This is a genomic window from Arthrobacter sp. 10T419, from assembly GCF_056394105.1.
In genome coordinates, this window is the sequence record NZ_JBFTHF010000006.1 from 176,709 (window position 1) to 200,689 (window position 23,981).

Here is a 23,981-nt window from a genome sequence, read left to right on the forward strand (position 1 = left end):
ACTAGAGCCGGTAGTCCACTACCAGCGGGGCGTGGTCGGAGAAGCGTGTGTCCCAGGACGGCGCCCGGTCAACAACTGCTGACACCGCCGCGGCGGCGAGAGCGGGCGTGGCCATGTGGTAATCAATGCGCCAGCCGGTGTCGTTGTCGAAGGCCTGTCCCCTCTGCGACCACCAAGTGTAGGGGCCGTCGACGCTACCCGCCAGGCCCCTGTGAACATCCTTCCAGCCGATTTCCTCGCCGAAGAAGCGGTCGAAGTAGGCACGCTCCTCGGGCAGGAAGCCGGCACGTTTGACGTTGCCCTTCCAGTTCTTGATGTCCAGCTCGGTGTGGCCGACGTTGAGGTCGCCCACCACCAGGGCATGGTCGCTGTGCTTGGCCAGCTCCGGCAGCCGGTTTGCCAGCACGTCCAGGAAACGGAACTTGTCATCCTGCTTCGGGGTGCCGGCCTCGCCGGAGTGCACGTAGGCGCTGGCCACGGTCAGCTGCGAGGCCTGGCCCGCGGCGTCGCGGACAATGTAGTCGGCTTCCACCCAGCGGCCAGCCGTCGCGAAGTAGTCGTCGCCGATGCCGGAACGGGTGGCGACGGGCTCGGTGCGGGAAGCAATGGCGACGCCGGCCCGGCCTTTGGCCTCGGCCTCGGCGTGCAGGATGTGCCAGCCCTCGCCGAGGAGCTCGTGGACGATCGCATCAGGCGCGCGCACTTCCTGGAGGCAGAGGATATCGACCTCACGCGGCGCCAGCCATTCCGCCATGCCTTTTTTGTAGGCGGCGCGGAGGCCGTTGACGTTAACCGATGCGATGCGAAGGTGGTCCTTCTTCAATGCCGAGCTCACCCGTTCCACTCTAGTCGATGATGGTTCCGTGGACCGGCTGGTCGGTGCCGTCCGCGGACTTGATCATGTCCCGTGCATTGGTGGCCGTGATCTCGATGGTTTCCAGCGCCCGGCGGATGGTGTCCTGGTCTGCGGCGCCGCCCTTGGCCTGTTCCTGCTCCACCACGCGGACCTGCACCTGGACAATCTTGAAGGAGTGGTCCAGCTTCATGTCGCGGACCTCGTCCGCTCCGCGGCGGTCGCCGACAAGGCGGGTGCCGCCGTGGTCGGCGCTGCCGGACGACGGCGCCCGGCCCACCGCGGAGTTGAACGCGTTCTGCGCCTCGTTCAGCTTGGCGCCGGCTTTCTTGGCAGCCCGCTGGATGCTGAACACCACGAAAGATGCCAGAGCGAGCCAAAAGGCGGCGATGACCGCGACAACCCAGCCCACGACGTCGTTCTGGTTCGCCGCGAAGATGACGGCCACCAGGAACGCGATGATGAAGACCGTCATCCCGAGACCGCCGATGCGGAACATCGAGAATTTTCCGGTGGCCGCGTTGAACGCGGACGGCTTGGCAGAAGGGTTGTCCAGAGATCGCATGTGCCTATTATCGCAAACCGGCCAGACCCGGGGTTGCGCTTCCACCCCGGGCGAACGGCGCGGGGGGAACTACGCCGTCACTTCGTCGTCAGGACAGCACCAGGCAAAACGGGTGCCCGCTGGGGTCCGAGTAGACCCGGAAGGACTCTCCGCCGGCGAACAGGTTCGTGGCGCCGAGCTTCAGCACCTCGTCCTCCGCGGCGTCGAGGTCCCCCACCATCACGTCCACGTGCATCTGCTGCGGGTGGTCCGCGTCCGGCCACTGCGGCCGGACCAGCCGCTCGACCCGCTGGAAAGCGAGCGCGGGGCGGTCGGCCGCGTCGCCGATCGTGATCCAGTCCGCATCCTCGTCCACCCGGACCATGCCGAGCAGCTGCTGGTAGAAGGTCGCGGCCGTGTCCGGCTGCTCGCAGTCGATGACGAGGGCGTGCCATTTGCCGATCATGGGGTTCTCCTTTGCGCCGGGCCTGTGACGACCGGTTGTGTCACTTCAGGAACAGTTTGCGGAGCCGGCCGGTGGTCAACGCCACGCCGAGCACGATCATGGCGAGGTAGTAACCGATGTGCACCGCGGTGGCGGGGGTGAACACGCCGACGCTGATCTGGCGCAGCAGCTCCACCCCGTGCCACAGCGGCATCGCCTGGATCAGCCACTGGATCCACTGCGGGTACACGCTCAACGGGTAGAAGGTGGCGCTGAAGAGGAACATCGGCAGCATCACGAAGTTGATCCAGTCCATCTGCTGGAAGGTCTTCATGAAGCTGGTGATGCCCATGCCGAAGCTCGCGAAACCGAACGCGATCAGCACCGACGCCGGGATCATCAGGATGGCCCACGGCGTGGTGATCAGGCCCATCACGCCCATCACGGCGGTGAAGCCGGTGGCGTACATGAGTCCGCGGAGCAGGGCGAGGAAAATTTCGCCCATCGCGACGTCGATCGGTCCCAGGGAGGTGTAGAGCATGCCCTGGTACAGCTTCGCGAAGTTCATCTTGAAGAAGACGTTCCAGGTGGAGTCGTAGACGGCGCCGTTCATCGCCGAAACCGCCAGCAGGGCCGGGGCGATGTAGGCCGCGTACGAGATCTGCTGCCCGCCGGGACCCTGCACCGCGCCGACGATCGCGCCCAGCCCCACGCCCATCGAGATCAGGTACAGCACCGGTTCGAAGAATCCGGAGACCATGACCATCCAGTTGCTGCTCTTGGTGGCCATCAGCCCGCGGGCGACGACGGCGCGCACGTTGCGCGAGTAAAGCGGCCCGAAGCGGCGGTTGCGGGCGGCGTCGGTGACGCTCTGGCCGCCCGCCTGGTTTCCCGGATCGCGGTGTCCGGCGAGCACGCTCATGATGCCATCCTTTTGGCGAACTGGCGCCGGGTCAGGACCCAGCCGAGAACGGCGAGGCCGAGCAGGAAGACGACGTGGACCACGGTGAGCAGTGGCGCTTCCTGATAGCCGTAGCTGAAGACGCGGCCCAGTTCGGTGCCGTGCCAGATCGGCGAGATCCAGCCGATCCAGCGGACCGCCAGGGGCAGGGTGTCCAGTGGGAAGAAGGTCCCGGAGAAAAGGAACAGTGGCATCACAATGAAGCGCATGACCATGGCGAACTGGCCCCTGTCGTTCTTGATGGTGGCCGCGTAGGCCATCAGCGGCAGACCGAAGGACAGCCCGGCCAGCGTGGCCACCAGGATCGAGACCCAGCCCCAGGCGCCCGGGGACGCACCGAAGAGTGCGACGACGCCGAAGTAGATGGCGGACTGCAGCACGAACCGCACCGTGACGGCAATGATCTGCCCGGCCGCGATCTGCTCCGGGGTCAGCGGCGAGGCGTGCGGACCGTAGTAGACCCGGCGCCATTTGAAGCCGTCCAACACCGGGAAGGTGAACTCGTTAGCGGCGGTCATCACGGCGGCGGAGATTAGCAGGGCGGGGGCGATGAAGGCCAGGTAGCTGACGCCGCCGAAGGCCGCCGTGGAGTTCGTGTCCACCAGCGTGGCCAGGCCCACGCCCATGGCGAAGAGGTAGGCCACCGGCTGGCCGACGCCGTACATGACGATGGTCCAGCCGTAGCCCTTCATGACCCGCAGGACCTGCTCGGCGTAGTAGAAGGCGCCCCAGCGGCGGGCGCGGGCTGCCGAGACGGCCGGCGAATGAGCGCGCAGGGCGGGCGGTGCCGTCGTCCCCGCCGCGGCGTTAATTGAATTAGTCAACGAGGCTCCGGCCGGTCAGGCGCAGGAAGACGTCTTCCAGCGAGGAACGGCGGACCAGCGAGGTGACCGGGTGCAGTCCCCGGGCGGACACCTGCTCCAGGGCGGCCTCGCCGTCGTGGGCGTAAATGAGCACGCGGTCCGGCAGGGTCTCGATCCGTTCGCCGATGCCTTCGAGCTCGGAGCCGACCGTGGCGTTGCGCTCGGAGCCGAAGCGCAGCTCCAGGACTTCGCGGGTGGAGTATTCGCGGATCAGGCTCGCCGGGGACCCTTCGGCCATGATCTTGCCCTTGTCCACCACGATCAGGCGGTCGCAGAGCTGCTCGGCCTCGTCCATGTAGTGGGTGGTGAGGATCAGGGTGACGCCCTGTTCCTTGAGCCGGAACAGCCGGTCCCAGAGGATGTGCCGGGCCTGCGGGTCAAGCCCGGTGGTGGGCTCGTCCAGGAGCAGGATCCGCGGTTCGTTGATCAGGGAACGGGCGATCGTGAGGCGGCGCTTCATGCCGCCGGAGAGCGCGTCGACCTTGGACTTGGCCTTGTCCGTCAGCTGCGCGAACTCAAGCAGCTCGTCCGCCTTGGGTTTGAGGTAGCTCATCGGCAGGCCGAAGTAGCGGCCGTAGACCAGCAGATTGTCCCGGACCTTCAGTTCCTCATCCAGGTTGTCCTGCTGCGGCACCACGCCGAGGTGGGCGCGGACTTCGGGGCCGTGCTGCTCCGGGTCCAGGCCCATGATGCTGAGGCTGCCGGAGGTGCGCTGCGAAACGCCGCCGATCATCTTCATGGTGGTGGACTTGCCGGCGCCGTTGGGCCCGAGCAGTCCGAAGGCTTCGCCGGCGGGCACGCGGAAGGAGATGCCGTCGACGGCGGTGATGTCACCGTACTTCTTGGTGAGGTTTTCGGCGGTAATGACGTACTGGGGAGAGCCGGATCCTTCGGGGCTGCTCACAGGGGATTCTTTCGAGACAAGTTCAGACACCCGAAACACGGTAGTCGATCCCGGCAAACTATGAAAGAGTCTCTTCGTAAAATATTCCAGACGTTTGCCAATTCGTGATGTCCGGCTTAAACGGCCAGGGCGCCCGCTCCCGAAGGAGGGGGCGCCCTGCGCGCTCAGTACACCTAGGCGGCGGGCCCGCTTGCCAGCTGGCGTTCCGCGGTTTCCACCACGTTGGCCAGCAGCATGGCGCGGGTCATCGGCCCCACTCCCCCGGGGTTCGGCGACAGCCAGGCGGCGACGTCGGCCGCGGCAGGCTCGACATCCCCGGTCACCACGGCCTTGCCGGTGCCGTCGTCGACGCGGCTGACGCCGACGTCGAGCACGATGGCGCCGGGCTTGAGGTCCTCTGCCTTGATCATGTGCGGCTGGCCGGCCGCAGCGATCACGACGTCGGCCTGCCGGAGTTCGGCGGGCAGGTCCACGGTGCCGGTGTGGGCCAGGATGACGGTGGCGTTGACGTCTTTGCGGGTGAGCAGGAGGCCCACCGGGCGGCCGATCGTGACACCGCGGCCCACCACGAGGACGCGTTTGCCGTTGAGGTCGATGCCGTGCCGGGTCAGGAGTTCCACGCAGCCCTTGGGCGTGCAGGGCAGCGGGGACTTCATGGGCCCGCTGACATTTGCCACGAGCCGGCCCAGATTCATCGGGTGCAGGCCGTCGGCGTCTTTCTCCGGATCCATGGCCTCCAGGATGACGTCCTGGTCAATGTGCGCCGGCAGCGGCAGCTGGACGATGTAGCCCGTGCATTCCGGGTTCTCATTGAGCTCCCGCACCACGGCCAGCAGCTCCTCCTGGCTGGTCTCTTCCGGCAGGTCGCGGCGGATCGAGGTGATCCCCACCTCGGCGCAGTCCTTGTGTTTGCCGCCCACGTACCAGGTGCTGCCCGGGTCGGAGCCGACCAGGATGGTGCCGAGGCCCGGAACGATCCCATGCGTCTTCAGCGCGGCGACGCGTTCGGTAAGCTCGGCCTTGATCGCGGCCGCGGTCGCCTTGCCGTCCAGGACCCGGGCGGTGTTCGCCTGCGTCGGTGCGGAGTCTGCGGGGACAGAGTCAGTGGCGGTCATCGGATCACCACTGCTCGTGCTGCGGGTACAGCGGGAAGTCCTCGGCAAGCTTGTCCACGCGGGTTTGGAGCGCTTCGACGTCGGTCGCGGAACCCGCCTTGAGCGCGGTGGCGATGATCTCCGCGACCTCGGTGAATTCCTTGGCGCCGAAGCCTCGGGTGGCCAGGGCCGGAGTGCCGATGCGCAGGCCCGAGGTGACCATCGGCGGGCGCGGGTCGAAGGGAACGGCGTTTCGGTTGACCGTGATGCCGACCGAGTGCAGGAGGTCCTCAGCCTGCTGTCCGTCCAGCTGGGAGTTGCGCAGGTCCACGAGGACCAGGTGCACGTCGGTGCCGCCGGTCAGCACGGAGACTCCGGCGTCGGAGAGATCGGACTGGTTCAGGCGGTCGGCGATGATCCGGGCGCCCTCCAGCACACGCTCCTGGCGCTCCTTGAATTCTTCCGTGCCGGCGATCTTGAAGGCGACGGCCTTCGCGGCGATGACGTGCATCAGCGGTCCGCCCTGCTGGCCCGGGAAGACGTTGGAGTTGATCTTCTTCGCCCACTCCTGCTTGGCCAGGATCACGCCGGAGCGGGGACCGGCGAGGGTCTTGTGCACGGTGGAGGTGACGACGTCGGAGTGCGGGACCGGGCTCGGGTGCAGTCCCGCGGCCACCAGGCCGGCGAAGTGCGCCATGTCGGTCCAGAGCAGCGCGCCGACCTCGTCGGCGATCGAGCGGAAGGCCGCGAAGTCGAGGTGGCGGGGGTAGGCCGACCAGCCGGCGATAATGACCTTGGGCTTCTCGGCGATGGCCTGCGCGCGGAGCTTGTCCATGTCGATCCGGAAGTTGTCTTCCTCGACCTGGTAGGCGGCGACCTCGTACAGCTTGCCGGAGAAGTTCAGCTTCATTCCGTGGGTGAGGTGGCCGCCGTGGGCCAGCGAGAGGCCCAGGATCTTATCTCCCGGGGTGATCATGGCGGACAGCGCTGCGGCGTTGGCCTGCGCACCGGAGTGCGGCTGGACGTTGGCGAACTCGGCGCCAAAAAGCTCCTTGACGCGGTCGATCGCGAGCTGCTCGGCGATGTCGACGTACTCGCAGCCGCCGTAGTAGCGGCGTCCCGGGTAGCCCTCGGCGTACTTGTTGGTCAGGACGGAACCCTGTGCCTCCATCACGGCGCGCGGCGCGAAGTTCTCGGAGGCGATCATTTCCAGGGTGCCGCGCTGGCGGCCGAGCTCCTGGGCCAGGACGGCGGCAATTTCGGGGTCGAGTTCAGCGAGCGGCTGGTTGCTCACGGCTGCTGAGGAAAGGCTAAGGGAAGTAGTCACGAAGAACTCCTGGCTTGGCAACGGTCACTGCTTTAAGGTCAGGTTACCGGCTGGCCCGCCGCGGCGCCGCTAAATTACGGGCACCCGAAACGGGGCCCATACTGCAGGCGCAGCACCCTGAGGGGATGCCGTCGGCGGGACGGCAGCGTGGCTGCCGTCCGGAAAAACATGACCCTCGGCCCAGGCGTACGATCCGTGGTCTGCGTGCGTGCCGCTCCCTGGTGGTTAGCCACCCAACGCCAGTTGCGACGGCTCCAGACTATCCCAGCCGCGGGTAGGCTGTCTTTCGTGACTGAAGACCAGCTGACTGCCTCCTACGTTCTGACCCTCTCCTGCCCGGACCGCCCCGGGATCGTGCACGCCGTGGCCGGCGCCCTCCTCGTGGCCGGCTGCAATATTACGGACTCGCAGCAGTACGGCAGCCAGGGCACCGGAACGTTCTTCATGCGGGTCGAGGCGACGACGGCGGCCGCGCCGGCCGAGCTGCACGCCGCGCTTGAACCGGTGGCCCAGGCCTTCGGCATGCAATGGAGCCTCAACCCGGCCGGACGGAAGGTCCGCACCCTGCTGATGGCGAGCACCTCGGCGCACTGCCTCAATGACCTGCTGTTCCTGCAGCGTTCCGGCACCCTGCCGATCGAGATCCCGGCTATCGTCTCAAACCACCGGGATCTCGCGGGCCTGGCCGAGTTCTACGGCATCCCGTTCCACCACATCCCCGTCACCCGGGACACCAAGGTCGAGGCCGAGGACGCGCTGCGCAAGCTCATGGCCGAGCACGACATCGAGCTCACGGTGCTGGCCCGGTACATGCAGATCCTCTCCGACGAGCTGTGCACGGAGCTCACCGGCAAGGCCATCAACATCCACCATTCCTTCCTGCCCTCCTTCAAGGGCGCCAAGCCGTACCACCAGGCCCATGCCCGCGGCGTGAAGCTTATTGGCGCCACAGCCCACTACGTCACCGCAGCCCTGGACGAGGGGCCGATCATCGAGCAGGAAGTCATCCGGGTGGACCACCGGCGCACCGCCGAGCAGTTTGTCCAGATGGGCCGCGACGTCGAGGGCCGCACGCTCGCCCAGGCCGTCCAGTGGCACGCCGAGCACCGGGTGCTGCTGGACGGCAACCGAACCGTTGTTTTCAGCTAGGGCCGTCCAGCTAAGGGCGTTCAGCCAGGGCTTGTCTTCACTCCGGCTCCGCCCTTAACTGGAGCCATGGCATCAACGCGGCAGGACAATCTCTCCGGTTTTCTCGCCCTCCTCAAGGCCGAGGGCCGGCGGGGCGTGCTGGGCCTGGACTGCGGCTCCGGCGCGGACGGGCTGCTCTTTGTCCGCGCCGGGATCCACTTCACCGGCGTGGACGCCTCCGAGGAGAACATCCATGCCGCCCGGGCCAGGGGGCTCTCCGCCTCCGTCGCGACCGGCCGTGCGCTGCCCTTTGCCGATGCAGCCTTCCCCGCCGTCTGGGCGGTGGACGCGCTGGCGGGATCGCCGCCGTCGGAGTGGGACGACGTCGTCCGTGAGCTGCGGCGGGTGGCGGAACCCGGGGCGCCGGTCGCCGTCGTCGTGCCCGAACCCGGGCACCCCGGCCTCGGACGCGGCTTCACGGTCCTCCGCTCCCCCGCCTGAGCAGCGCCCCCGGCGTCTCCAGCACACGCTCCCGCACGTGTGGCGGGAGCGTTCCGCCGATTTCCGCCGGATCCGCGGGAGCGTCTGTCTGTCAGGGGCGTCGGACGCTGCGCATGTAGCCGCCCAGGAAGCCGCCCGCAACCAGCAGGACGGCGCCCACCCGTGCCAGGCGCACGCCCAGCCGGTGGCGGTCCTTGCGCCGCGCGCGCCAAGACGCCAGGAAGAGCAGCGTCGCAGCGAGGTTGGAGGCGGCATGGACGACGCCGACGCGCCGCGTGGCTGGGTCGGCCCGCGCCCATTCCGCCCAGCCGCTGAGTCCGGTCGGCGCCGCTGCGAGGAGGCCGAGGCCCACCAGCCGGCGGGCGGCGCGTCGGCTGCCCTCGTCCGGAAAGAGGTCCAGGAAGATCGCCATGAACCACGCCCCGAAGGGTAAATCGGTGAGGATCACGTGCGGCGGGATGCCGGTGGCGTCGCCGCGGAAGAAGCGCCGGAGCCGGGCGTCGGCGATCAGGCGGGAGGCCAGCGGCTCCGCGGCCCGGACGGCCGGGTCGAGCACATCGGCGCCTTCCAAACGTTTCATCAACTGCAGGAACATCTCGGCCACCTCCAGGGGTGTGCTTTGGAATGGCCCCGATACTACTCAGCGCCGCCCTGCCCGCAAGAGGCCGGTGTCCTAGGCTGGAGGCATGAGTCCCGTTTACGCTTTCGCCGGTGACACCCCGGCCGTCCACGAATCCGCCTTCGTTGCCCCGAGCGCCTCGGTGATTGGCAGGGCCACGCTGGCAGAGAACTCCAGCGCCTTCTACGGCGTCTCGGTCCGGGCCGACACCGCCGCGATCACCGTGGGTGCCGGCACCAACCTGCAGGACAACGTCGTGCTGCACGCGGACCCGGACTTCCCCTGCACCATTGGCGCCCGGGTCAGTGTCGGCCACAGCGCCGTGGTGCACGGCTGCACGGTCGAGGACGACTGCCTGATCGGCATGAGCGCCACCATCCTGAACGGCGCGGTGATCGGCGCCGGCTCGCTCGTGGCCGCCGGCGCGGTGGTCCTGGAAGGCACCGTGGTGCCGCCCCGGTCACTCGTCGCAGGGGTGCCGGCGAAGGTCCGCCGCGAACTGAGCGATGAGGAGTTCGAGGGCGTCAAGCACAACGCCGCCCACTACCAGGAGCTCGCCCGCGCCCACCGCGAACTGCACGCCTGACCGCCCGGGTGCCAGCGCGGGGGCTGGACCCGGGCCGTTCAGTCCGTTCAGTCCGGACCCACTCCGTCCAGTCCGTTCAGTCCAGGGCGATCGGGCCCAGTTCGGAGAGCAGCTCTCCCGGTCCCGGGTTCCCCGGGGCGCTCCGGCCGCCGAGATGGTTGACCACGCCCCAGACCGCGTTCAAACCGGTGGTGACGGCACCCTCCGCCCAGCCGGCGGTGAAGGAAATGTCGTCGCCGGCGAGGAAGATGCCGCGCTGCTCGGCGGCCAGGTCATCCTGCTTGAAGTGGGTGAAGAGCCGCTGCTGGTAGCGGTAGTGCCCCGGCAGGTTGGCTTTGAACGCGCCCATGAAGTTGGGGTCGGCCTCCCATGAGACCGTGATCGGCTGGCCAACGATGTGGCTGGCAATGTCGACGCCCGGGTAGATCTGCTCGAGCGAGTGCAGCATGAGCTTCACGCGTTCTTCGGCATCGAGTGCCAGCCACTTCAGCGCGTCGTCGTTCCAGGTGTAGGACAGCAGGATCACGGCCGGCTGGTCCGGGCCGTTGTCCAGCAGGTACGTGGCCCGGTTCAGCCGGTCGGTCAGCGTCATGGACAGGACCTCACGGCCGCTCTCGGCGTCGATGTCCTTCCAGAACGGCCGGTCGACCATGACGAAGGTCTTGGAGGACTGCATGTAGTGCGAGCGCTCGATCGCGGTCCACAGCTGCGCCGGAAACAGGGACTCGTCCGTGTGGATGCGCGTCGACAGCAGCCACGACTGGCACGTGGTCACCACAGCCGGGTACGCCGCCTCGCGTCCCCAGCGTTCCCGGACCCGGAAGTCCCCGTCGCCGTCCCGCGCGATGCGGTCCACGGCGCCCCGCGGGGCGCCGGCGTGCAGGGAAGCCAGGGAGGTGCCGTCCGGCCAGTGGGCCATGCCCGACGGCGCGTGCTCCCACAGCGCCTCGGGGAGCCGCTGCGCGCCGCCGGCGATGAGCCGGTGCTGGTCATCGGCGTCGGTGTAGACCACCCGAAGGATTTCGAGGATGGAGTTGGGGAAGTCGGTGTCCCAGCCGCCGGTACCGAAGCCCACCTGGCCGAACGCCTCGCGGTGGGCGAAGCCGGCCTGCTTGAAAGCGTCGCTGCCGGCGATGAAGCCGTAGAACGTCTGCTCGTCCAGTTCGGGGAGCAGCGCGTTCCACAGCTCCTTGATCCGGGCCGTGTCCCGGGCCCGGATGGCCTCCTGCATCTCGACGAACGCGGCGCCGTCGTTCACGGCCGCCTTCCAGGCGTCCGCCACCTCAAGGAAGAACGGCGGCAGGTCCGCGGCGGTCTCGGCGTAGTACTTCTGGCCTGCGAGCTCGATCACGGTGCTGGAGGTCGCCGGCGCCAGCGGATTCGGGAATTCCTGGGTCTGCAGGCCGAGGAGGTCGACGTAGTGGTAGAAAGCCTTGCCCGAGACCGGGAAACGCATGCCGCCGAGGTCCGCCACGACGCCGGGGGCGGACGGGAAACTGGCGGTCCTCAGCCGGCCGCCGATCCGGTCGGCCTCATAGACCACCGGCCGCAGGCCCAGCTTCATCAGCTCGTAGGCGGTCACCAACCCGGACAGGCCGGCCCCGACGACGGCGACTTCGGTCCCATACAGTTCGGGCGGCACGGATCCCAAGCCGTCCGGGTGGGCCAGGTAGTGGTCGTAGCTGAACGGGAAATCCGGATTCAGCATGGTGATGGGCGCCGCGGGCGTTCCGTCCCCGGCCGGGACATGAGCCGGGGTGGAAGCCGGACCGGGCGGCAGTTCGGTGGCGGTGGTCATGAGATCTCTGCCTTCACTTCCTGGGTTGGGGTGGTGTTTGCGGGTTGGCGGCCGGATAGTTCACGGTATTCCTCGTGGCTCAGGGCTGCCACCCTGGAATTCTTCCGGCCGTAGCCGAAGTAGGCGGCAAGGCCCACGAGCATCCAGGCAGCGAAGACCGCCCAGGTCTCGGCACCGAGGTTGGCCATCAGGTAGGCGCACATGATGGCGCCGAGGACCGGTGTCAGCGGAAAGAGCGGGACGCGGAAACTGCGGGTGAGTTCCGGCCGGCTGCGCCGCAGGTGGATGACGGCCACGTTGACCAGCGCGAACGCGAAGAGGGTGCCGATGCTGGTGGCGTCCGCGAGGGCGCCGAGCGGTACCAGGCCGGCGGTCAGCGCGACGGCGGTGCCCACGATCAGGGTTCCGGCAACCGGGGTGCCGGTCCGGGCCGAGACCCGGCCGAAGACCTTGGGAACGAGGCCGTCGCGGGACATGGACAGCAGGATCCGGGTCTGTCCGTAGAGGACGGTCAGCACGATGCTGGCGATGGCGAGCACGGCGCCGACGGCGAACAGCACACCGACCCACGGCTGGCCGGTGATTTCCTCCAGGATTTTCACGAGCGCCGCTTCGGTGCCGTCGAACCAGCCCCAGGGCCGGGCGCCGATCGCGGCGACGGCCACCAGCACGTAGATGCTGGTGACGATCAGCATGGAGAGCAGGATGGCCCGCGGAAGGTCGCGCTTGGGATCGCGGGCCTCCTCGCCGGCCGTGGAGGCGGCGTCGAAGCCGATGTAGGAGAAGAAGACCCGGGAGGCAGCGGCCGACACTCCGGCGGCGCCCATTGGCATCAGGGGTTCGAAGTGCCCGCCGTTGAAGGCGGTGAAGGCCACGGCGCAGAAGAACAGCAGGATGCCGACCTTGACCAGGACGATCGCGGTGTTGATCCAGGCGCTTTCCTTGGCGCCGCGGACCAGGAGCACCATGGCCAGGACGACTATGACGATCGCGGGCAGGTTCAGCACGCCGCCTGCTCCCGGCGGCTGCGAAACAGTGTCCGGAAGCGTCAGGCCGAAGACAGCCAGGGCCTCGTTGACGTACTGGCCCGCACCGACCGCGACGGCGGCCACGGAGACAGCGTATTCGAGCACCAGGCACCAGCCGCAGATCCAGGCCATGCCCTCGCCCATCGTGGCGTACGTGTAGGAGTAGCTTGACCCGGCGGCGGGCACCAGGCCGGCCATCTCCGCGTACGACACGGCCGAGAGCAAGGCCGCCAAGCCGGCGATGGCAAAGGAGATCCAGATGGCCGGGCCGGCCAGCGGGACCGATTCGCCCAGGATCACCAGGATGCCCGTGCCGAGCGTGGCGCCGACGCTGATCATGGTCAGCTGCAACACACCGAAGCTGCGGACCAGCCGCGTGCCGCCGTGCCCGGTTTCGGCCTCGCGGACCAGTTGTCCGATCGGCTTGCGGCGCAGGAGCTGGGCGGCGAGCCCGGGGCGGCTGGCGGCGGCCGGTGGGCGTTCCCCGAGCAGAGTTGGCACAGTCATCGTTGACGTCCTTATCTTCAGTAGTGGTCGGTTTCCCCAGACCAACCCTAGGGCTGTGAGCCACCTCTCACCGTTGTGCAAAATGACCTATAGTCTTCAGTCATGAGACATATTGCACCGGGACACGGCGCGCCGGGCCGCCGCCGGAAAGGCCCCGGCCGTGGCTGCTGAGGACGCCGAGCGCTTCGGCTTCGTCACGCTGGCGCAGTTCCTGCGCCAGCTCCCGGCGCTGGAGGTCCTGCACGACGCCGGCAACGGGGACGAGCGCTTACGCTGGGTCGAGCCGAGCGAGCTGGCCGACCCGACCCCCTACCTGCTCGACGGCGAGTTCCTGCTTACCGCCGGCCTTCCCTTCGAGGGCGTCGGCGGCAGCGAGGCGGCGGTGGATGCCTACGTGCAGCGCCTGGTCCGGGCCCGGGTCGGGGCGCTCGGCTTCGGCCTGGAACCTTATTTCGAGGCCGTGCCGGACGCTGTGGTCGCGGCCTGCCGGCGGCACGGGCTGACCCTGGTGTCCATCCCGGGCAGCCTCCCCTTCGCCGCCCTGGGACTCGAATTCTCCCGGCTCCTCGAATCCGACAACGCCAAGACTTTCCGCCAACTGGCCGACACCAACCGGCAACTGATGCGCGCGGTCCTGTCTGCGCGTCCCGAACATGAACTCCTCGCGGCCCTCGTGCAGCGCGTCCCGGTCTGGGCCGTGTTGTTCGGCGCGGACGGACGAGTCCGGGCCCGCGGCGCGGCCGGTTCCGCCGGGCTCCAGGCCGGCGCCGGCGCCGCAGCGGGAGTCGATTCCGCCGCTTTGCAGCCGTTGCTGACCCGGCTGCTCGCCGGCAGCGGTCCCCGGGTGGAAATGGATTCATTCGACGCCGCAGGCTCCTCGCTTGTCTTCGGGTATCCGTTGCGCAGCACCCGGGACGCCACCCTCGGCGCGCTTGTCCTCGGCACGGACGCACCGCTGACCCCGGCCCAGAACAGTGTCGTCTCCACCGCCGTCGGGCTGCTGGAACTGCTGGTCCGCCAGCGCACAAGCGGTTCCCTGGCCCCGAGCCAGCTGGCCACGGCGTTGCTGTTGCATCCGGAGACCGTGGCCTCCGGAACGGCACGGCACGTCACCGGCTTGAAGGACCTGCTGGCGCAGAGCATTTCCTCCACCCGGTCCGGGCATTTGCGCGTCGTCCAGGGAGTCCGGGTCGGCGCCGCCGCCGGGGGCACCCGGCCGGCGGACGGTCCGCGCCGCACAGGCGAAGCCCCGGTGCGGGAGCTGCTCGAATGGCGCCGGCTCTTCGACACCAAACTCGTGGAGCTCACCGACTACGGCTTTGCCGCCATTACCCGGCTCAGGGTCGACGACGCGCTGCTCGCCGAGGTGGAACGTCTCGGCTGGCGCCTGGTGATCGGCGGGGGCACCGACTTCGAGGGCCTGGCCGGCGCCCACCAGCGCGCCTCCTCGCTGCGAAACCAGGTCCTCACCGGCCGCCGGAGCGTGCGGGAGGACGACGTCACCTGGTCCGTGACGGGCCTGCTCGGCCCCGAGGCCGGCACCCTGCTGGCCGGGCGCCTGCTGGCACCCGTACTCGCCCTCGAACCGGAGCGCCGCGACAGCCTGCTTGGCATCCTGCGCGCGTGGCTTGGCGAGAACGGCAGCTGGGACGCCACCGCGAAGGCCACGGGACTGCACCGTAACAGCGTCCGCCGGCAGCTCGGCGTCATCGCTGACCTGCTGGGCCTGGATCTCAACCAGGCCCAAGCCCGCGCGGAGCTCTGGGTCGCGCTGCAGTACCTGGGCGGCCCGGAGCTGGCCGACGCCGGCGCCGGCGCCACCGTCCCGGCTGTCTTCGCGGCCGCCGCTACCGACTCCCCGGCAGCCTCAACGTCCGCCGGACGGACGTCCGCCGCTCAGATCCCCCAGGCGCGGTAGAGCTCCGGGCGGCGATCGCGCAGATAGGCCACCGCGGCGTCGGCACCGTGCTCCGCGGCGTCCTCGGCGGCGTCCGCCGGCACACCGACGTCGGCGAACAGCAGCTCCACGCCGGGTCCGGCCGCGGCCAGGACGGAACCGTCCGGGCCGGCGACGATGCTGCCGCCCCGGAACTCGCAGCCCGCCTCCACGCCGGTGTGGTTGGCGTAGGCCACGGTCAGCTGGTTCTCCAGCGCCCGGGCCCGGACCAGCACCTCCGGCACGGCGTCGAATCCGCCGGCGAGGGCCGTGGGCACCAGCAGCAGTTCAGCGCCGCGCAGGGCGGCGGCCCGGGCGGACTCGGGAAACTCGATGTCGTAGCAAATGACCAGCGAGGTCTTGAACCCGTGGAACTCCACGACATCCGGGGCCTCGCTGGCGGCAGCAAACGCTTCCCGTTCATCGGGGCCGAACAAGTGCACCTTTTCGTAGCGGAGCAACTCCTCGCCGGATTCATCCACCAAGGTGGCGGAGATCCGCCACTCCCCTGCCGGCGTCACCGCGGGCAGGCTGTACACCAGCGCGATCCGGTGCCGCCGGGCCACCCCGGCCAGGGCCGCGCGGAGCGCCGGCAGCGTGGCGGGATCAAAGGCCGCACGCAGCCGGATCGGCGCGTACCCGACCGGAAAGAGTTCCGGCGTCAGCAGCAGCTGCGCGCCCTCGGCGGATGCTGCACGCGCAGCCTCCTCGACCGCCGCCACGTTCGCCGCCACGTCGAGCACGGCCGAGTTCGCTTGCATCAGGGCCAGCAGCACCATTACCACCTCGAGATTCTCCGGACTTTCCGCAGGCCTGCCGCGGACTCTATTCCAGCCTAGCCTCGGCCCGGTAAGGCCGGGCTGGTGCAAATCCGCCCGGTCGGAGGGCGGTCAGGGCGGAACGTCCCTGCGGCGGGGCGCAGGCCGGGTGGCACCCCGCGGCGCCGCCGGAATCCCGTAGCGCCGCACTCCATGCGTTAACTTCTTGACTACAAGCCCCGGATGCGGCACTCTTCATTGCATGCCCTCACCAACGCGCTCAACGAGGAGCCGCACTAAAAACCCCGGGTCGCAGTCCGCGCTTCGACATCTGAACCAGCAGCGGATCATTGAATGCCTGCTGGCCGGCCCTTCCACCCAGGCGGAACTGGCCCGGCAGACCGGACTCTCCACCGCCACGGTCTCCAACATCGTCAAGATCATGCAGGACGCGGGGCTGGCGTCCACCGAACCGATCACCAGCTCCGGGCGCCGCGCCCTGAACGTCCGGCTCAACAGCAACGGTGCCGTCGCAGTCGGCATCGACTTCGGCCGCCGCCACCTGCGGGTGGTCCTGGCCTCGCTCAGCTACCACGTGGTGGCGGAGGAATCGGTCCTGTTGCCGCTGGGCCACCACGCCGAGGAGGGCATCACCGCCGCCGTCGGGGTGCTCGACCGGCTGCTGGCCAATAGCGGCGTGGAACGCAGCGCCCTGGTGGGGGCCGGCGTCGGCATCCCGGGCCCTATCGACCGCCGTACCGGCACCGTGGCGCAGGGCGCCATCCTGCCCGAGTGGGTGGGCATCAACATCCTCAAACGCCTTGAGGAAGCGCTGGATCTGCCGGTATTCGTCGACAACGACGCGAATCTGGGCGCGCTCTCCGAGGTGACGTGGGGCCCGCACACCGGCATCAGCAACCTGCTCTTCCTGAAGATCGGCTCGGGCATCGGCGCCGGGCTGATCCTGAACGGAATGCCGTACTACGGGAACGTCGGGATCACCGGCGAAATCGGCCATGCCACCATCCACGAGCACGGCCTCGTCTGCCGCTGCGGGAACCGCGGCTGCCTGGAAACCATCGCCTCCACCACCACCATGATCGAGCTGCTGGGCCGGGGCGAGGACGCACCGCTGACCCCGGAGGACATCGTGCGCAAGGCGCGCGCCCGGGACTCGGCAACGCTCCGGGTGGTGGACGACGCCGGGCTCGCCGTCGGCCGCGCGCTGGGCAACGTCGCGAACCTCATCAACCCGGAGGTGATCGTGGTGGGAGGCCCGCTGGCGGGGCTCGGCGAGCTGCTGCTGGACCCGATCCGGCGCGGCCTGGTGCGCCACGCGGTCCCCGTCATCGGCGAAACCACCACCCTGACGATGTCCTCGCTTGGCGACCGTGCCGAGGCCCTTGGCGCCACCGCGCTGGTCTTCCAACATGCCGGAATACGGCGAAACTAAAGCAGCCGTTACCTAGCCGTTGCGTTAAAGACTTGACGACAACGGCGTGATCCAGTTTACTTTTCCATCAGACGGCCCTGCGGTTTGCAGGGGCGGACAACGAAGTCATGCATTGGAGGCGTAAGGGCAGATGACGTCCCTCAACACGCACAGCGATCCGATAATTCTCGAGATGCGCTCCATCACCAAAGAGTTCCCCGGCGTTAAAGCATTGGCCGAGGTGAACCTGCGGGTGAAGGCCGGCGAAATCCACGCCATCTGCGGCGAAAACGGCGCCGGAAAATCCACCCTCATGAAGGTGCTCTCGGGCGTTTACCCCTACGGCAGCTACACCGGCGACATCGTCTACCAGAGCGAAGTCCAGCAGTTCAAGGACATCCGGGCCAGCGAGCACGCCGGCATCGTGATCATCCACCAGGAACTTGCCCTCATCCCGGAGCTGTCCATCATGGAGAACATCTTCCTGGGCAACGAGCCGACCAGGCGCGGGGTGATCGACTGGGCCGAGGCACGGATCCGCTCCACCGAACTGCTCGCCCGGGTCGGGCTCCGCGAGGACCCGGACACCCCGGTCAAGGAAATCGGCGTCGGCAAGCAGCAGCTGGTGGAGATCGCCAAGGCGCTGAACAAGAAGGTCAAGCTCCTCATCCTCGACGAGCCCACCGCGGCCCTCAACGAATCGGACTCCCAGCACCTGCTGGATCTGATCCTGGGCCTGAAGGGCCGGGGCATCACCTCGATCATCATTTCGCACAAGCTCAACGAGATCGAGCAGATCGCCGACTCCATCACGATCATCCGCGACGGCAAGTCGATCGAGACCCTCGACGTCAAGGCTGACGGCGTCGACGAGGACCGCATCATCAAGGGCATGGTGGGCCGGACCCTGGAATCCCGGTTCCCGGAGCACGAACCCAAGATCGGCGAGACGTTCTTCGAGGTCAAGAACTGGAACGTGGGGCACCCGCAGATCCAGGACCGCCTGGTCTGCAAGAACTCCAACTTCTTCGTGCGCCGCGGCGAGATCGTCGGCTTCGCCGGCCTGATGGGCGCCGGGCGCACCGAACTCGCCCGCTCCCTCTTCGGCCGCTCCTACGGCCGCTTCATCTCCGGCCAGGTCTACAAGGACGGCAAGGAACTGCACCTCAAGACCGTCAAGCAGGCGATCGACGCGGGCCTCGGCTACGTCACGGAGGACCGCAAGTCCCTCGGGCTGAACCTGCTGGACGACATCAAGGCCACCACGGTTTCGGCGGCGTTGAAGAAGATCAGCAAGCACAACGTCGTCGACGCCGACAAGGAATTCACCGTCGCCGAGCAGTACCGCAAGTCGCTGCGCACCAAGACGCCGTCCGTGGAGGAAGGCGTCGCCAAGTTGTCCGGCGGCAACCAGCAGAAGGTGGTGCTGGCGAAGTGGATGTTCACCGACCCGGACCTGCTGATCCTGGACGAGCCGACCCGAGGGATCGACGTCGGCGCCAAGTACGAGATTTACGGGATCATCCAGCAACTGGCCAACCAGGGCAAGGGCGTCATCGTGATCTCCTCGGAGCTTCCTGAACTGTTGGGGCTCTCCGACCGCATCTACACCATCTTCGAAGGCGCCATCACCGGCGTGCTGAACAAAGAGGAAGCCAGCCAGGAAAGCCTCATGAAACTCATGACTTCCGCCCGCAAGACTGCCTGACCCTCTGGACCATCCAGAACATTCCGGACAACAAGGACTGACAAAATGAACGCGCTCAAGAAGCTCTTTGGCGGCAATACCCGCCAATTCGGCATGATCTTCGCCCTGGTTGCACTGATCGTCTTCTTCCAGATCGCCACCGGGGGCAACACCCTCACCCCGGGCAACGTGATCAACCTCTTCAACGGCAACTCCTACATCCTGATCCTCGCGATCGGCATGGTGCTGGTGATCATCGCCGGCCACATCGACCTCTCCGTAGGGTCGGTCGCGGCATTCGTCGGCGTCAGCGTCGCCCTGATGATCCAGGACTGGGGCATCCCGTGGTACCTCGGCATCCTGTTCGGCTTGCTGCTCGGCGTCCTGATCGGCGCCTGGCAGGGCTTCTGGACCGCCTATGTCGGCATCCCGGCCTTCATCGTCACCCTGGCCGGCATGCTGCTCTTCCGCGGCTTCAACCAGTTCGTCGGCAAGTCCAACACCATCCCCGTCCCCGCCGACTTCCAGTACATCGGTTCCGGCTACCTGCCTGAATTCGGGCCGGTCACCGGGTACAACAACCTGACCCTGCTGCTGGGGCTGGCCGGTGTGGCGTTCGTCATCGTCAGCGAGATCCGCTCCCGCCGGAAGGCCAAGGCCCTGGGCGCCGAGGTACCCGAAGCCTGGGTGACAGTCACCAAACTCGTCCTGATCTGCGGCGCCATCCTCTACGCCACGTACCTGTTCGCGACCGGCCGTCCGGGCACCTCGTTCCCGATCCCTGGCCTGATCCTCGCCGTACTGGTCCTGGTCTATGGCTTCATCTCCTCCAAGACCATCGTGGGCCGCCACGTCTACGCCGTCGGCGGCAACCGGCACGCGGCCGAGCTGTCCGGCGTGCAGTCCAAGAAGATCAACTTCCTGGTCATGATGAACATGTCCATCCTGGCCGGCCTCGCCGGCATGATCTTCGTCGGCCGCTCCACCGCCTCGGGCCCGTTCGACGGCGTCGGCTGGGAACTTGACGCGATCGCTGCCGTCTTCATCGGCGGCGCCGCGGTCACCGGCGGCGTCGGCACCGTGATCGGCTCGATCGTCGGTGGCCTCGTGATGGCCGTGCTGAACAACGGCCTGCAGCTGCTCGGCGTCGGCGCCGACCTCACCCAGATCATCAAGGGCCTCGTGCTCCTGATCGCCGTCGCCTTCGACGTCTACAACAAGTCCCAGGGCAAGCGGTCGATCATCGGCATGATGATGAAGAACTTCGGCCGCGGCAACGAGATCAAGCCCGACGAAACCACCTCCACCAAAGAGGTCATTGCCAAGGAAGCCTGACCGGTTTCTTGGCCCCGATACCCCTGATTCTCCGAACACCATCTATAGAAAGTGAACCAAGCAATGCAAATGATTGGTAAAGCAGGAAAGGCAGCAGCGATCGCTGCTATTGCGGCACTGGCGCTGACAGCCTGCGGCCGTTCCGACAGCGGAACGTCCGGTGGCGCGAGCAGCGGCGCCGAGGCGTTCCCCAAGGACTCCTCGATCGGCGTCGCACTCCCCCAGAAGACCAGTGAAAACTGGGTGCTGGCGGAGAAGCTGTTCAACGACGGCCTCAAGGGTGCCGGTTTCAAGGCAGATGTGCAGTTCGCCAACGGCGGCGTCTCGGAACAGCAGAACCAGATCAGCGCCATGGTCACCAAGGGTGCCAAGGTCATCATCGTGGGTGCCATCGACGGCGCCCAGCTGGGTACCCAGCTCAAGCAGGCCAAGGACGCCGGCGCCACCATCATCGCGTACGACCGTCTGCTCCTGAACACCCCCAACGTGGACTACTACGTGGCATACGACAACTTCAAGGTTGGCGAGCTGCAGGGCCAGGCCCTGCTGGACGGCATGAAGGCCAAGAAGCCCTCGGGCCCGTACAACATCGAACTGTTCGCCGGATCCCCCGATGACGCCAACGCGAAGGTCTTCTTCGACGGCGCCATGAAGGTGCTCCAGCCGAAGATCGACGACGGCACCCTCGTGGTCAAGTCGGGCCAGAAGACCTTCGAACAGGCCGTTACCCAGGGCTGGAAGGCTGAGAACGCCCAGCGCCGTATGGACACCCTGCTCGCCGGCACCTACGGCAGCGCCTCCGTGGACGGCGTGCTGTCCCCGAACGACACGCTGGCCCGCGCCATCCTGACCTCGGTCAAGGCCGCAGGCAAGCCGTTGCCGGTCGTCACCGGGCAGGACTCCGAAGTTGAGTCCGTGAAGTCCATCATGGCCGGTGAGCAGTACTCCACCATCAACAAGGACACCCGCAAGCTCGTCGAGCACGCGATCACCATGGTCAAGGACATCCAGGCCGGCAAGACGCCTGAGATCAACGATGACAAGTCCTACAACAACAAGGTCAAGACCGTCCCGGCCTACCTGCTGGAGCCGGTCATCGTGACCAAGGAAAACGTTAAGACCGCTTACGTCGACGATCCGGTACTCGGACCGATCACCAAGTAGTCTGACGCTCTAAAACCGGGCCCCGGTTCTCCCGCAGTGACCAGTTCACCGCGGGAGGGCCGGGGCCTTTTTGTACCCCAAAACCGCGCCCCTCCCGCAGCTCGCGCCGCCAAAGACGCGCCCCTCCCGCAACCGGGTGAGAAGATGGCAGCATGTCTGCCCCTATCGCGAAGCCGTGGCTGTCCAACCAACCCGACCAGGACCCGCGGACGGCCACCGGCGCCCGGCTGCGGTGGGGTGTGGTCGCCACCGGCGGGATCGCCGCCGCCGTCACCCGGGACCTCGAACTCCTCCCGGACGCGGAGCTCTACGCGGTGAGCTCGCGCAGCCAGGCAGCGGCCGACGCGTTCGCGGCCGACTATGGCTTTGCCCGGGCTTACGGGGACCACGACGGCGTGGCCGGCTACGACCGGCTGCTGGCCAATGACGCCGTCGACGTCGTCTATGTCGCCACGCCGCACGCCCACCACCACGAAATCGCATTGGCGGCCCTGCGGGCCGGCAAGCATGTGCTGTGCGAGAAGGCCCTTACCGTCAACGCCCGGGAGGCGGCCGAGCTGGTGGAGCTGGCGCGGGACAAGGGGCTGTTCTTGATGGAAGCAATGTGGAGCCGGTTCCTGCCCAGCATGCAGCGGGCCTTCGAGATCGCTGCTTCGGGTGAGATCGGCGAGGTCAAGTGGGTCGGCGCGGACCTGGGCTTCCCGGCCCCCTACTCCCCCACCTCCCGGCTGTGGGCTCCCAGGGACGGCGGCGGAGCCCTGCTGGACATCACCATCTATCCGCTGCTGTGGGCGCTGGGCACGCTGGGTTTCCCTCAGACGGTCAGTGCCACCGGCTGGATCAATGACGACGGCGTGGACGCCCAAAACGCGCTGACTCTGGGCTATCACCACGGGGCCCAGGCGCAGCTGACCTCCTCGCTTCTGGCCCATGGGCCGCGCGCCGCCACGGTGGCCGGGAGCCAGGGGTTCCTGCAGAGCCTGGGCTCGGTCAACAACCCCACGGAACTCGTCGTGCGGGTCGGCTTCGAGGAGCCTCGCACCGAACAGTTCAGCGTTGTGGGGCGCGGCTACAGCTACGAACTCCGCGAGGTCACCCGATGCATCCAGCAGGGCCTCACCGAGAGTCCGGTGATGCCCGTGGAGGACTCCCTCAACACGATGCGGCTGTTCGACGGCGTCCGCGCCCAGCTGGGAGTGAGCTACCCGAACGACGTGCGCTGACCCTGGATTTCCGGGCTTTGCGGGCCCAAGTTTGCCGTGGACTATGGACTCGCCCCGGCCCCCGGACTTACTCTGTAGGCCAATCGTCGATGGATTTCGGGGAGGTGTGTTGCGCATGGAATCTGCAGCCAGCCGTCCCCGTGCGCGCCGCTTCCTGCGACGGGGGCTGCTGGCCTTGGGAGCCGGACTGTCCTGGCTGGCGCTCTCCGCCGCCACGGCCAACGCCGACGAACTCAAGGTCTCCAGCGCAGTTCCACCCGCCCCCGGTTCGGCCGTCGTGACCATGATCCAATTCCCGAAGGCCGATGACCCGATAGCACCCGTAAGCCCGGCACCGTCGGCTCCAGCCCCGACTGCGCCTGCCGTCACCCCGGCTCAGGTTTCGCCTCCGGCTGTACCTGTGCCGGCTGTCCCGGCGCCAGTTGTCGCGGAGCCCGCCGTCGTGCAACCCGTTGTGCCGCTTGCGGAGTCCTCGCCTCCTGTCGTCCCGCAACCGGTGTTGCCGGTTGCCCAGCCCGAACCGGCCTCCCAGGTTACCGAGACTCCGGCCCCCGTCCCACCGGTCAGTGAGCCGGTCGCCAGTCCCCCGGCCGAGCCCGCCCCGGCTCCCGCGCCGGTCCCGCCCGGAGAGCCCGCCCCCGCCCCTTCCAGTGATCCGGCACCCGTCACGGACCCGGCTGTTCCGGTCACCGCTCCCGACACCGGCGCCGGAGACCTCCCGGCTGTCCCGTCCGCGCCCGAGCCAGCGCCCCCAGTGAGCGGATCCGTCCCCGGCACGGTACCCCCGGCCACCCCGCCCCCGCCTGCGGTGGTACCGGTGCCGGTAGTCGTCCCCGTGGTCGTCCCGGGCCAGGTCGGGGCCGGCCCTGCACCGCTTGTCCCGCCACGGAAGACCGCCGCAGTTACCCCGGCAAGCGCTGATCCTTTGCTGAAGCAAAGCCCGGCGGCTGTGGACCGGCCGCGCGGCCTTCGGGCCGTTTACCCTGCGGCGGGCTACGGCTACGTTCCCTCCCTGACCCTGCCGGACGTCCCGGCCCGCGGCAGCCTGCCGGGCGCCTTGGCGGCAGGAAACCGAACTCCTGCGGGCCCCCGGTCGACCGGAGACGGTGCACCCGCGGCGCCCACGGGCGGCAATGACGCGCCCCGGCCCCGTGGCGGCGACACCGGGCTGCCTGCCCCCGCTGCGCTCCCGCCGACCCCAGGGTCGGGGTCCGGCAGCGGTTCCACGTCCAGCGGGCCTTCCGGCGCTGCTGCGTGGACGCCAAGCGCGTTCTTCCTCATCCCACCA

At 68.0% G+C, this 23,981-nt stretch carries 21 protein-coding genes and 1 riboswitch; of the genes, 9 read left to right on the top strand and 12 right to left on the bottom strand.

Translation table 11 applies throughout. The annotated features are described in order from the left end of the window. Position 1: 1 nt before the first annotated feature. The 8 genes from AC1DBD_RS12085 to glyA form a co-directional block, all read right to left on the bottom strand. Positions 2-835: an exodeoxyribonuclease III gene (locus tag AC1DBD_RS12085; RefSeq protein ID WP_476982188.1), complete on the bottom strand. Its 834-nt coding sequence runs from the start codon at positions 833-835 to the stop codon at positions 2-4. Between the two features lie 10 nt (positions 836-845). Continuing rightward, a complete protein-coding gene (locus AC1DBD_RS12090) occupies positions 846-1,418 on the bottom strand; it encodes a hypothetical protein (protein WP_441418523.1) in 573 nt (190 codons plus the stop codon). Positions 1,419-1,506: 88 nt separating this feature from the next. Beyond that, positions 1,507-1,863 (bottom strand): VOC family protein, encoded by a 357-nt coding sequence (locus AC1DBD_RS12095; protein WP_476926112.1) that lies wholly within the window; start codon positions 1,861-1,863, stop codon positions 1,507-1,509. Positions 1,864-1,903: 40 nt separating this feature from the next. Beyond that, positions 1,904-2,764, bottom strand: a complete 861-nt coding sequence (locus AC1DBD_RS12100; RefSeq protein ID WP_476893272.1) for an ABC transporter permease — start codon at positions 2,762-2,764, stop codon at positions 1,904-1,906. Further along, entirely contained in the window at positions 2,761-3,627 is an 867-nt protein-coding gene (locus AC1DBD_RS12105; RefSeq protein WP_441418526.1) for an ABC transporter permease, read from the bottom strand. The genes AC1DBD_RS12100 and AC1DBD_RS12105 overlap by 4 nt, the downstream gene beginning before the upstream one ends. After that, entirely contained in the window at positions 3,620-4,570 is a 951-nt protein-coding gene (locus AC1DBD_RS12110; RefSeq protein WP_441418527.1) for an ABC transporter ATP-binding protein, read from the bottom strand. The genes AC1DBD_RS12105 and AC1DBD_RS12110 overlap by 8 nt, the downstream gene beginning before the upstream one ends. A 173-nt stretch (positions 4,571-4,743) precedes the next feature. After that, on the bottom strand, positions 4,744-5,685 hold the full coding sequence (locus tag AC1DBD_RS12115) for a bifunctional methylenetetrahydrofolate dehydrogenase/methenyltetrahydrofolate cyclohydrolase (protein WP_476917640.1): 942 nt from the start codon (positions 5,683-5,685) through the stop codon (positions 4,744-4,746). 4 nt (positions 5,686-5,689) lie between these two features. Beyond that, positions 5,690-6,991 (bottom strand): serine hydroxymethyltransferase, encoded by a 1,302-nt coding sequence (glyA, locus tag AC1DBD_RS12120; RefSeq protein ID WP_441418529.1) that lies wholly within the window; start codon positions 6,989-6,991, stop codon positions 5,690-5,692. 171 nt (positions 6,992-7,162) lie between these two features. Beyond that, positions 7,163-7,248, bottom strand: a riboswitch (ZMP/ZTP riboswitch). A gap of 31 nt (positions 7,249-7,279) precedes the next feature. On the opposite strand from glyA, the gene purU reads away from it, so the two are divergent. Together purU and AC1DBD_RS12130 are read left to right on the top strand one after the other, a co-directional pair. Beyond that, positions 7,280-8,140, top strand: coding sequence for a formyltetrahydrofolate deformylase (purU, locus tag AC1DBD_RS12125; protein WP_476917639.1), 861 nt, complete (start codon positions 7,280-7,282; stop codon positions 8,138-8,140). 66 nt (positions 8,141-8,206) lie between these two features. Continuing rightward, the gene (locus tag AC1DBD_RS12130) at positions 8,207-8,620 is read left to right on the top strand and encodes a class I SAM-dependent methyltransferase (protein ID WP_441418531.1); all 414 of its coding nucleotides are present in this window, start codon (positions 8,207-8,209) and stop codon (positions 8,618-8,620) included. A gap of 91 nt (positions 8,621-8,711) precedes the next feature. Here the strand turns inward: AC1DBD_RS12130 and AC1DBD_RS12135 are convergent, their stop codons facing one another. Next, a complete protein-coding gene (locus AC1DBD_RS12135; protein WP_476982189.1) occupies positions 8,712-9,200 on the bottom strand; it encodes a DUF2231 domain-containing protein in 489 nt (162 codons plus the stop codon). Between the two features lie 106 nt (positions 9,201-9,306). On the opposite strand from AC1DBD_RS12135, the gene AC1DBD_RS12140 reads away from it, so the two are divergent. Continuing rightward, positions 9,307-9,825 carry a gamma carbonic anhydrase family protein gene (locus tag AC1DBD_RS12140; protein ID WP_441418533.1) on the top strand — a complete coding sequence of 173 codons (519 nt, stop codon included), beginning with the start codon at positions 9,307-9,309 and terminating at the stop codon, positions 9,823-9,825. Positions 9,826-9,901: 76 nt separating this feature from the next. On the opposite strand, the gene AC1DBD_RS12145 is transcribed toward AC1DBD_RS12140, so the two are convergent. Continuing rightward, positions 9,902-11,623, bottom strand: a complete 1,722-nt coding sequence (locus tag AC1DBD_RS12145) for a flavin monoamine oxidase family protein (protein ID WP_476982190.1) — start codon at positions 11,621-11,623, stop codon at positions 9,902-9,904. Further along, entirely contained in the window at positions 11,620-13,158 is a 1,539-nt protein-coding gene (locus AC1DBD_RS12150) for an amino acid permease (protein ID WP_441418535.1), read from the bottom strand. Before AC1DBD_RS12150 ends, AC1DBD_RS12145 begins: the two co-directional genes overlap by 4 nt. A 160-nt stretch (positions 13,159-13,318) precedes the next feature. Here AC1DBD_RS12150 and AC1DBD_RS12155 point away from each other — a divergent pair, with 160 nt between their 5' ends. Then, positions 13,319-15,076 (top strand): PucR family transcriptional regulator, encoded by a 1,758-nt coding sequence (locus tag AC1DBD_RS12155; protein ID WP_476982191.1) that lies wholly within the window; start codon positions 13,319-13,321, stop codon positions 15,074-15,076. Here the strand turns inward: AC1DBD_RS12155 and AC1DBD_RS12160 are convergent. After that, entirely contained in the window at positions 15,055-15,873 is an 819-nt protein-coding gene (locus AC1DBD_RS12160) for a nitrilase-related carbon-nitrogen hydrolase (RefSeq protein WP_476926124.1), read from the bottom strand. The two genes, AC1DBD_RS12155 and AC1DBD_RS12160, sit on opposite strands and share 22 nt — an antisense overlap. A 241-nt stretch (positions 15,874-16,114) precedes the next feature. Between AC1DBD_RS12160 and AC1DBD_RS12165 the strand changes: the two genes are divergently transcribed. The 5 genes from AC1DBD_RS12165 (at position 16,115) to AC1DBD_RS12185 (ending at position 22,693) form a co-directional block, all read left to right on the top strand. Beyond that, positions 16,115-17,305: an ROK family transcriptional regulator gene (locus tag AC1DBD_RS12165; protein ID WP_441418537.1), complete on the top strand. Its 1,191-nt coding sequence runs from the start codon at positions 16,115-16,117 to the stop codon at positions 17,303-17,305. 130 nt (positions 17,306-17,435) lie between these two features. Further along, complete coding sequence (mmsA, locus tag AC1DBD_RS12170) at positions 17,436-18,992, top strand: multiple monosaccharide ABC transporter ATP-binding protein (protein WP_175323572.1); 1,557 nt, start codon at positions 17,436-17,438, stop codon at positions 18,990-18,992. Positions 18,993-19,037: 45 nt separating this feature from the next. Next, on the top strand, positions 19,038-20,306 hold the full coding sequence (gene mmsB / locus AC1DBD_RS12175) for a multiple monosaccharide ABC transporter permease (RefSeq protein WP_441418538.1): 1,269 nt from the start codon (positions 19,038-19,040) through the stop codon (positions 20,304-20,306). A gap of 63 nt (positions 20,307-20,369) precedes the next feature. Then, a complete protein-coding gene (locus tag AC1DBD_RS12180) occupies positions 20,370-21,470 on the top strand; it encodes a substrate-binding domain-containing protein (protein ID WP_441418539.1) in 1,101 nt (366 codons plus the stop codon). Between the two features lie 152 nt (positions 21,471-21,622). Continuing rightward, the gene (locus AC1DBD_RS12185) at positions 21,623-22,693 is read left to right on the top strand and encodes a Gfo/Idh/MocA family protein (RefSeq protein ID WP_476982192.1); all 1,071 of its coding nucleotides are present in this window, start codon (positions 21,623-21,625) and stop codon (positions 22,691-22,693) included. The last annotated feature ends 1,288 nt before the right edge of the window (positions 22,694-23,981 follow it).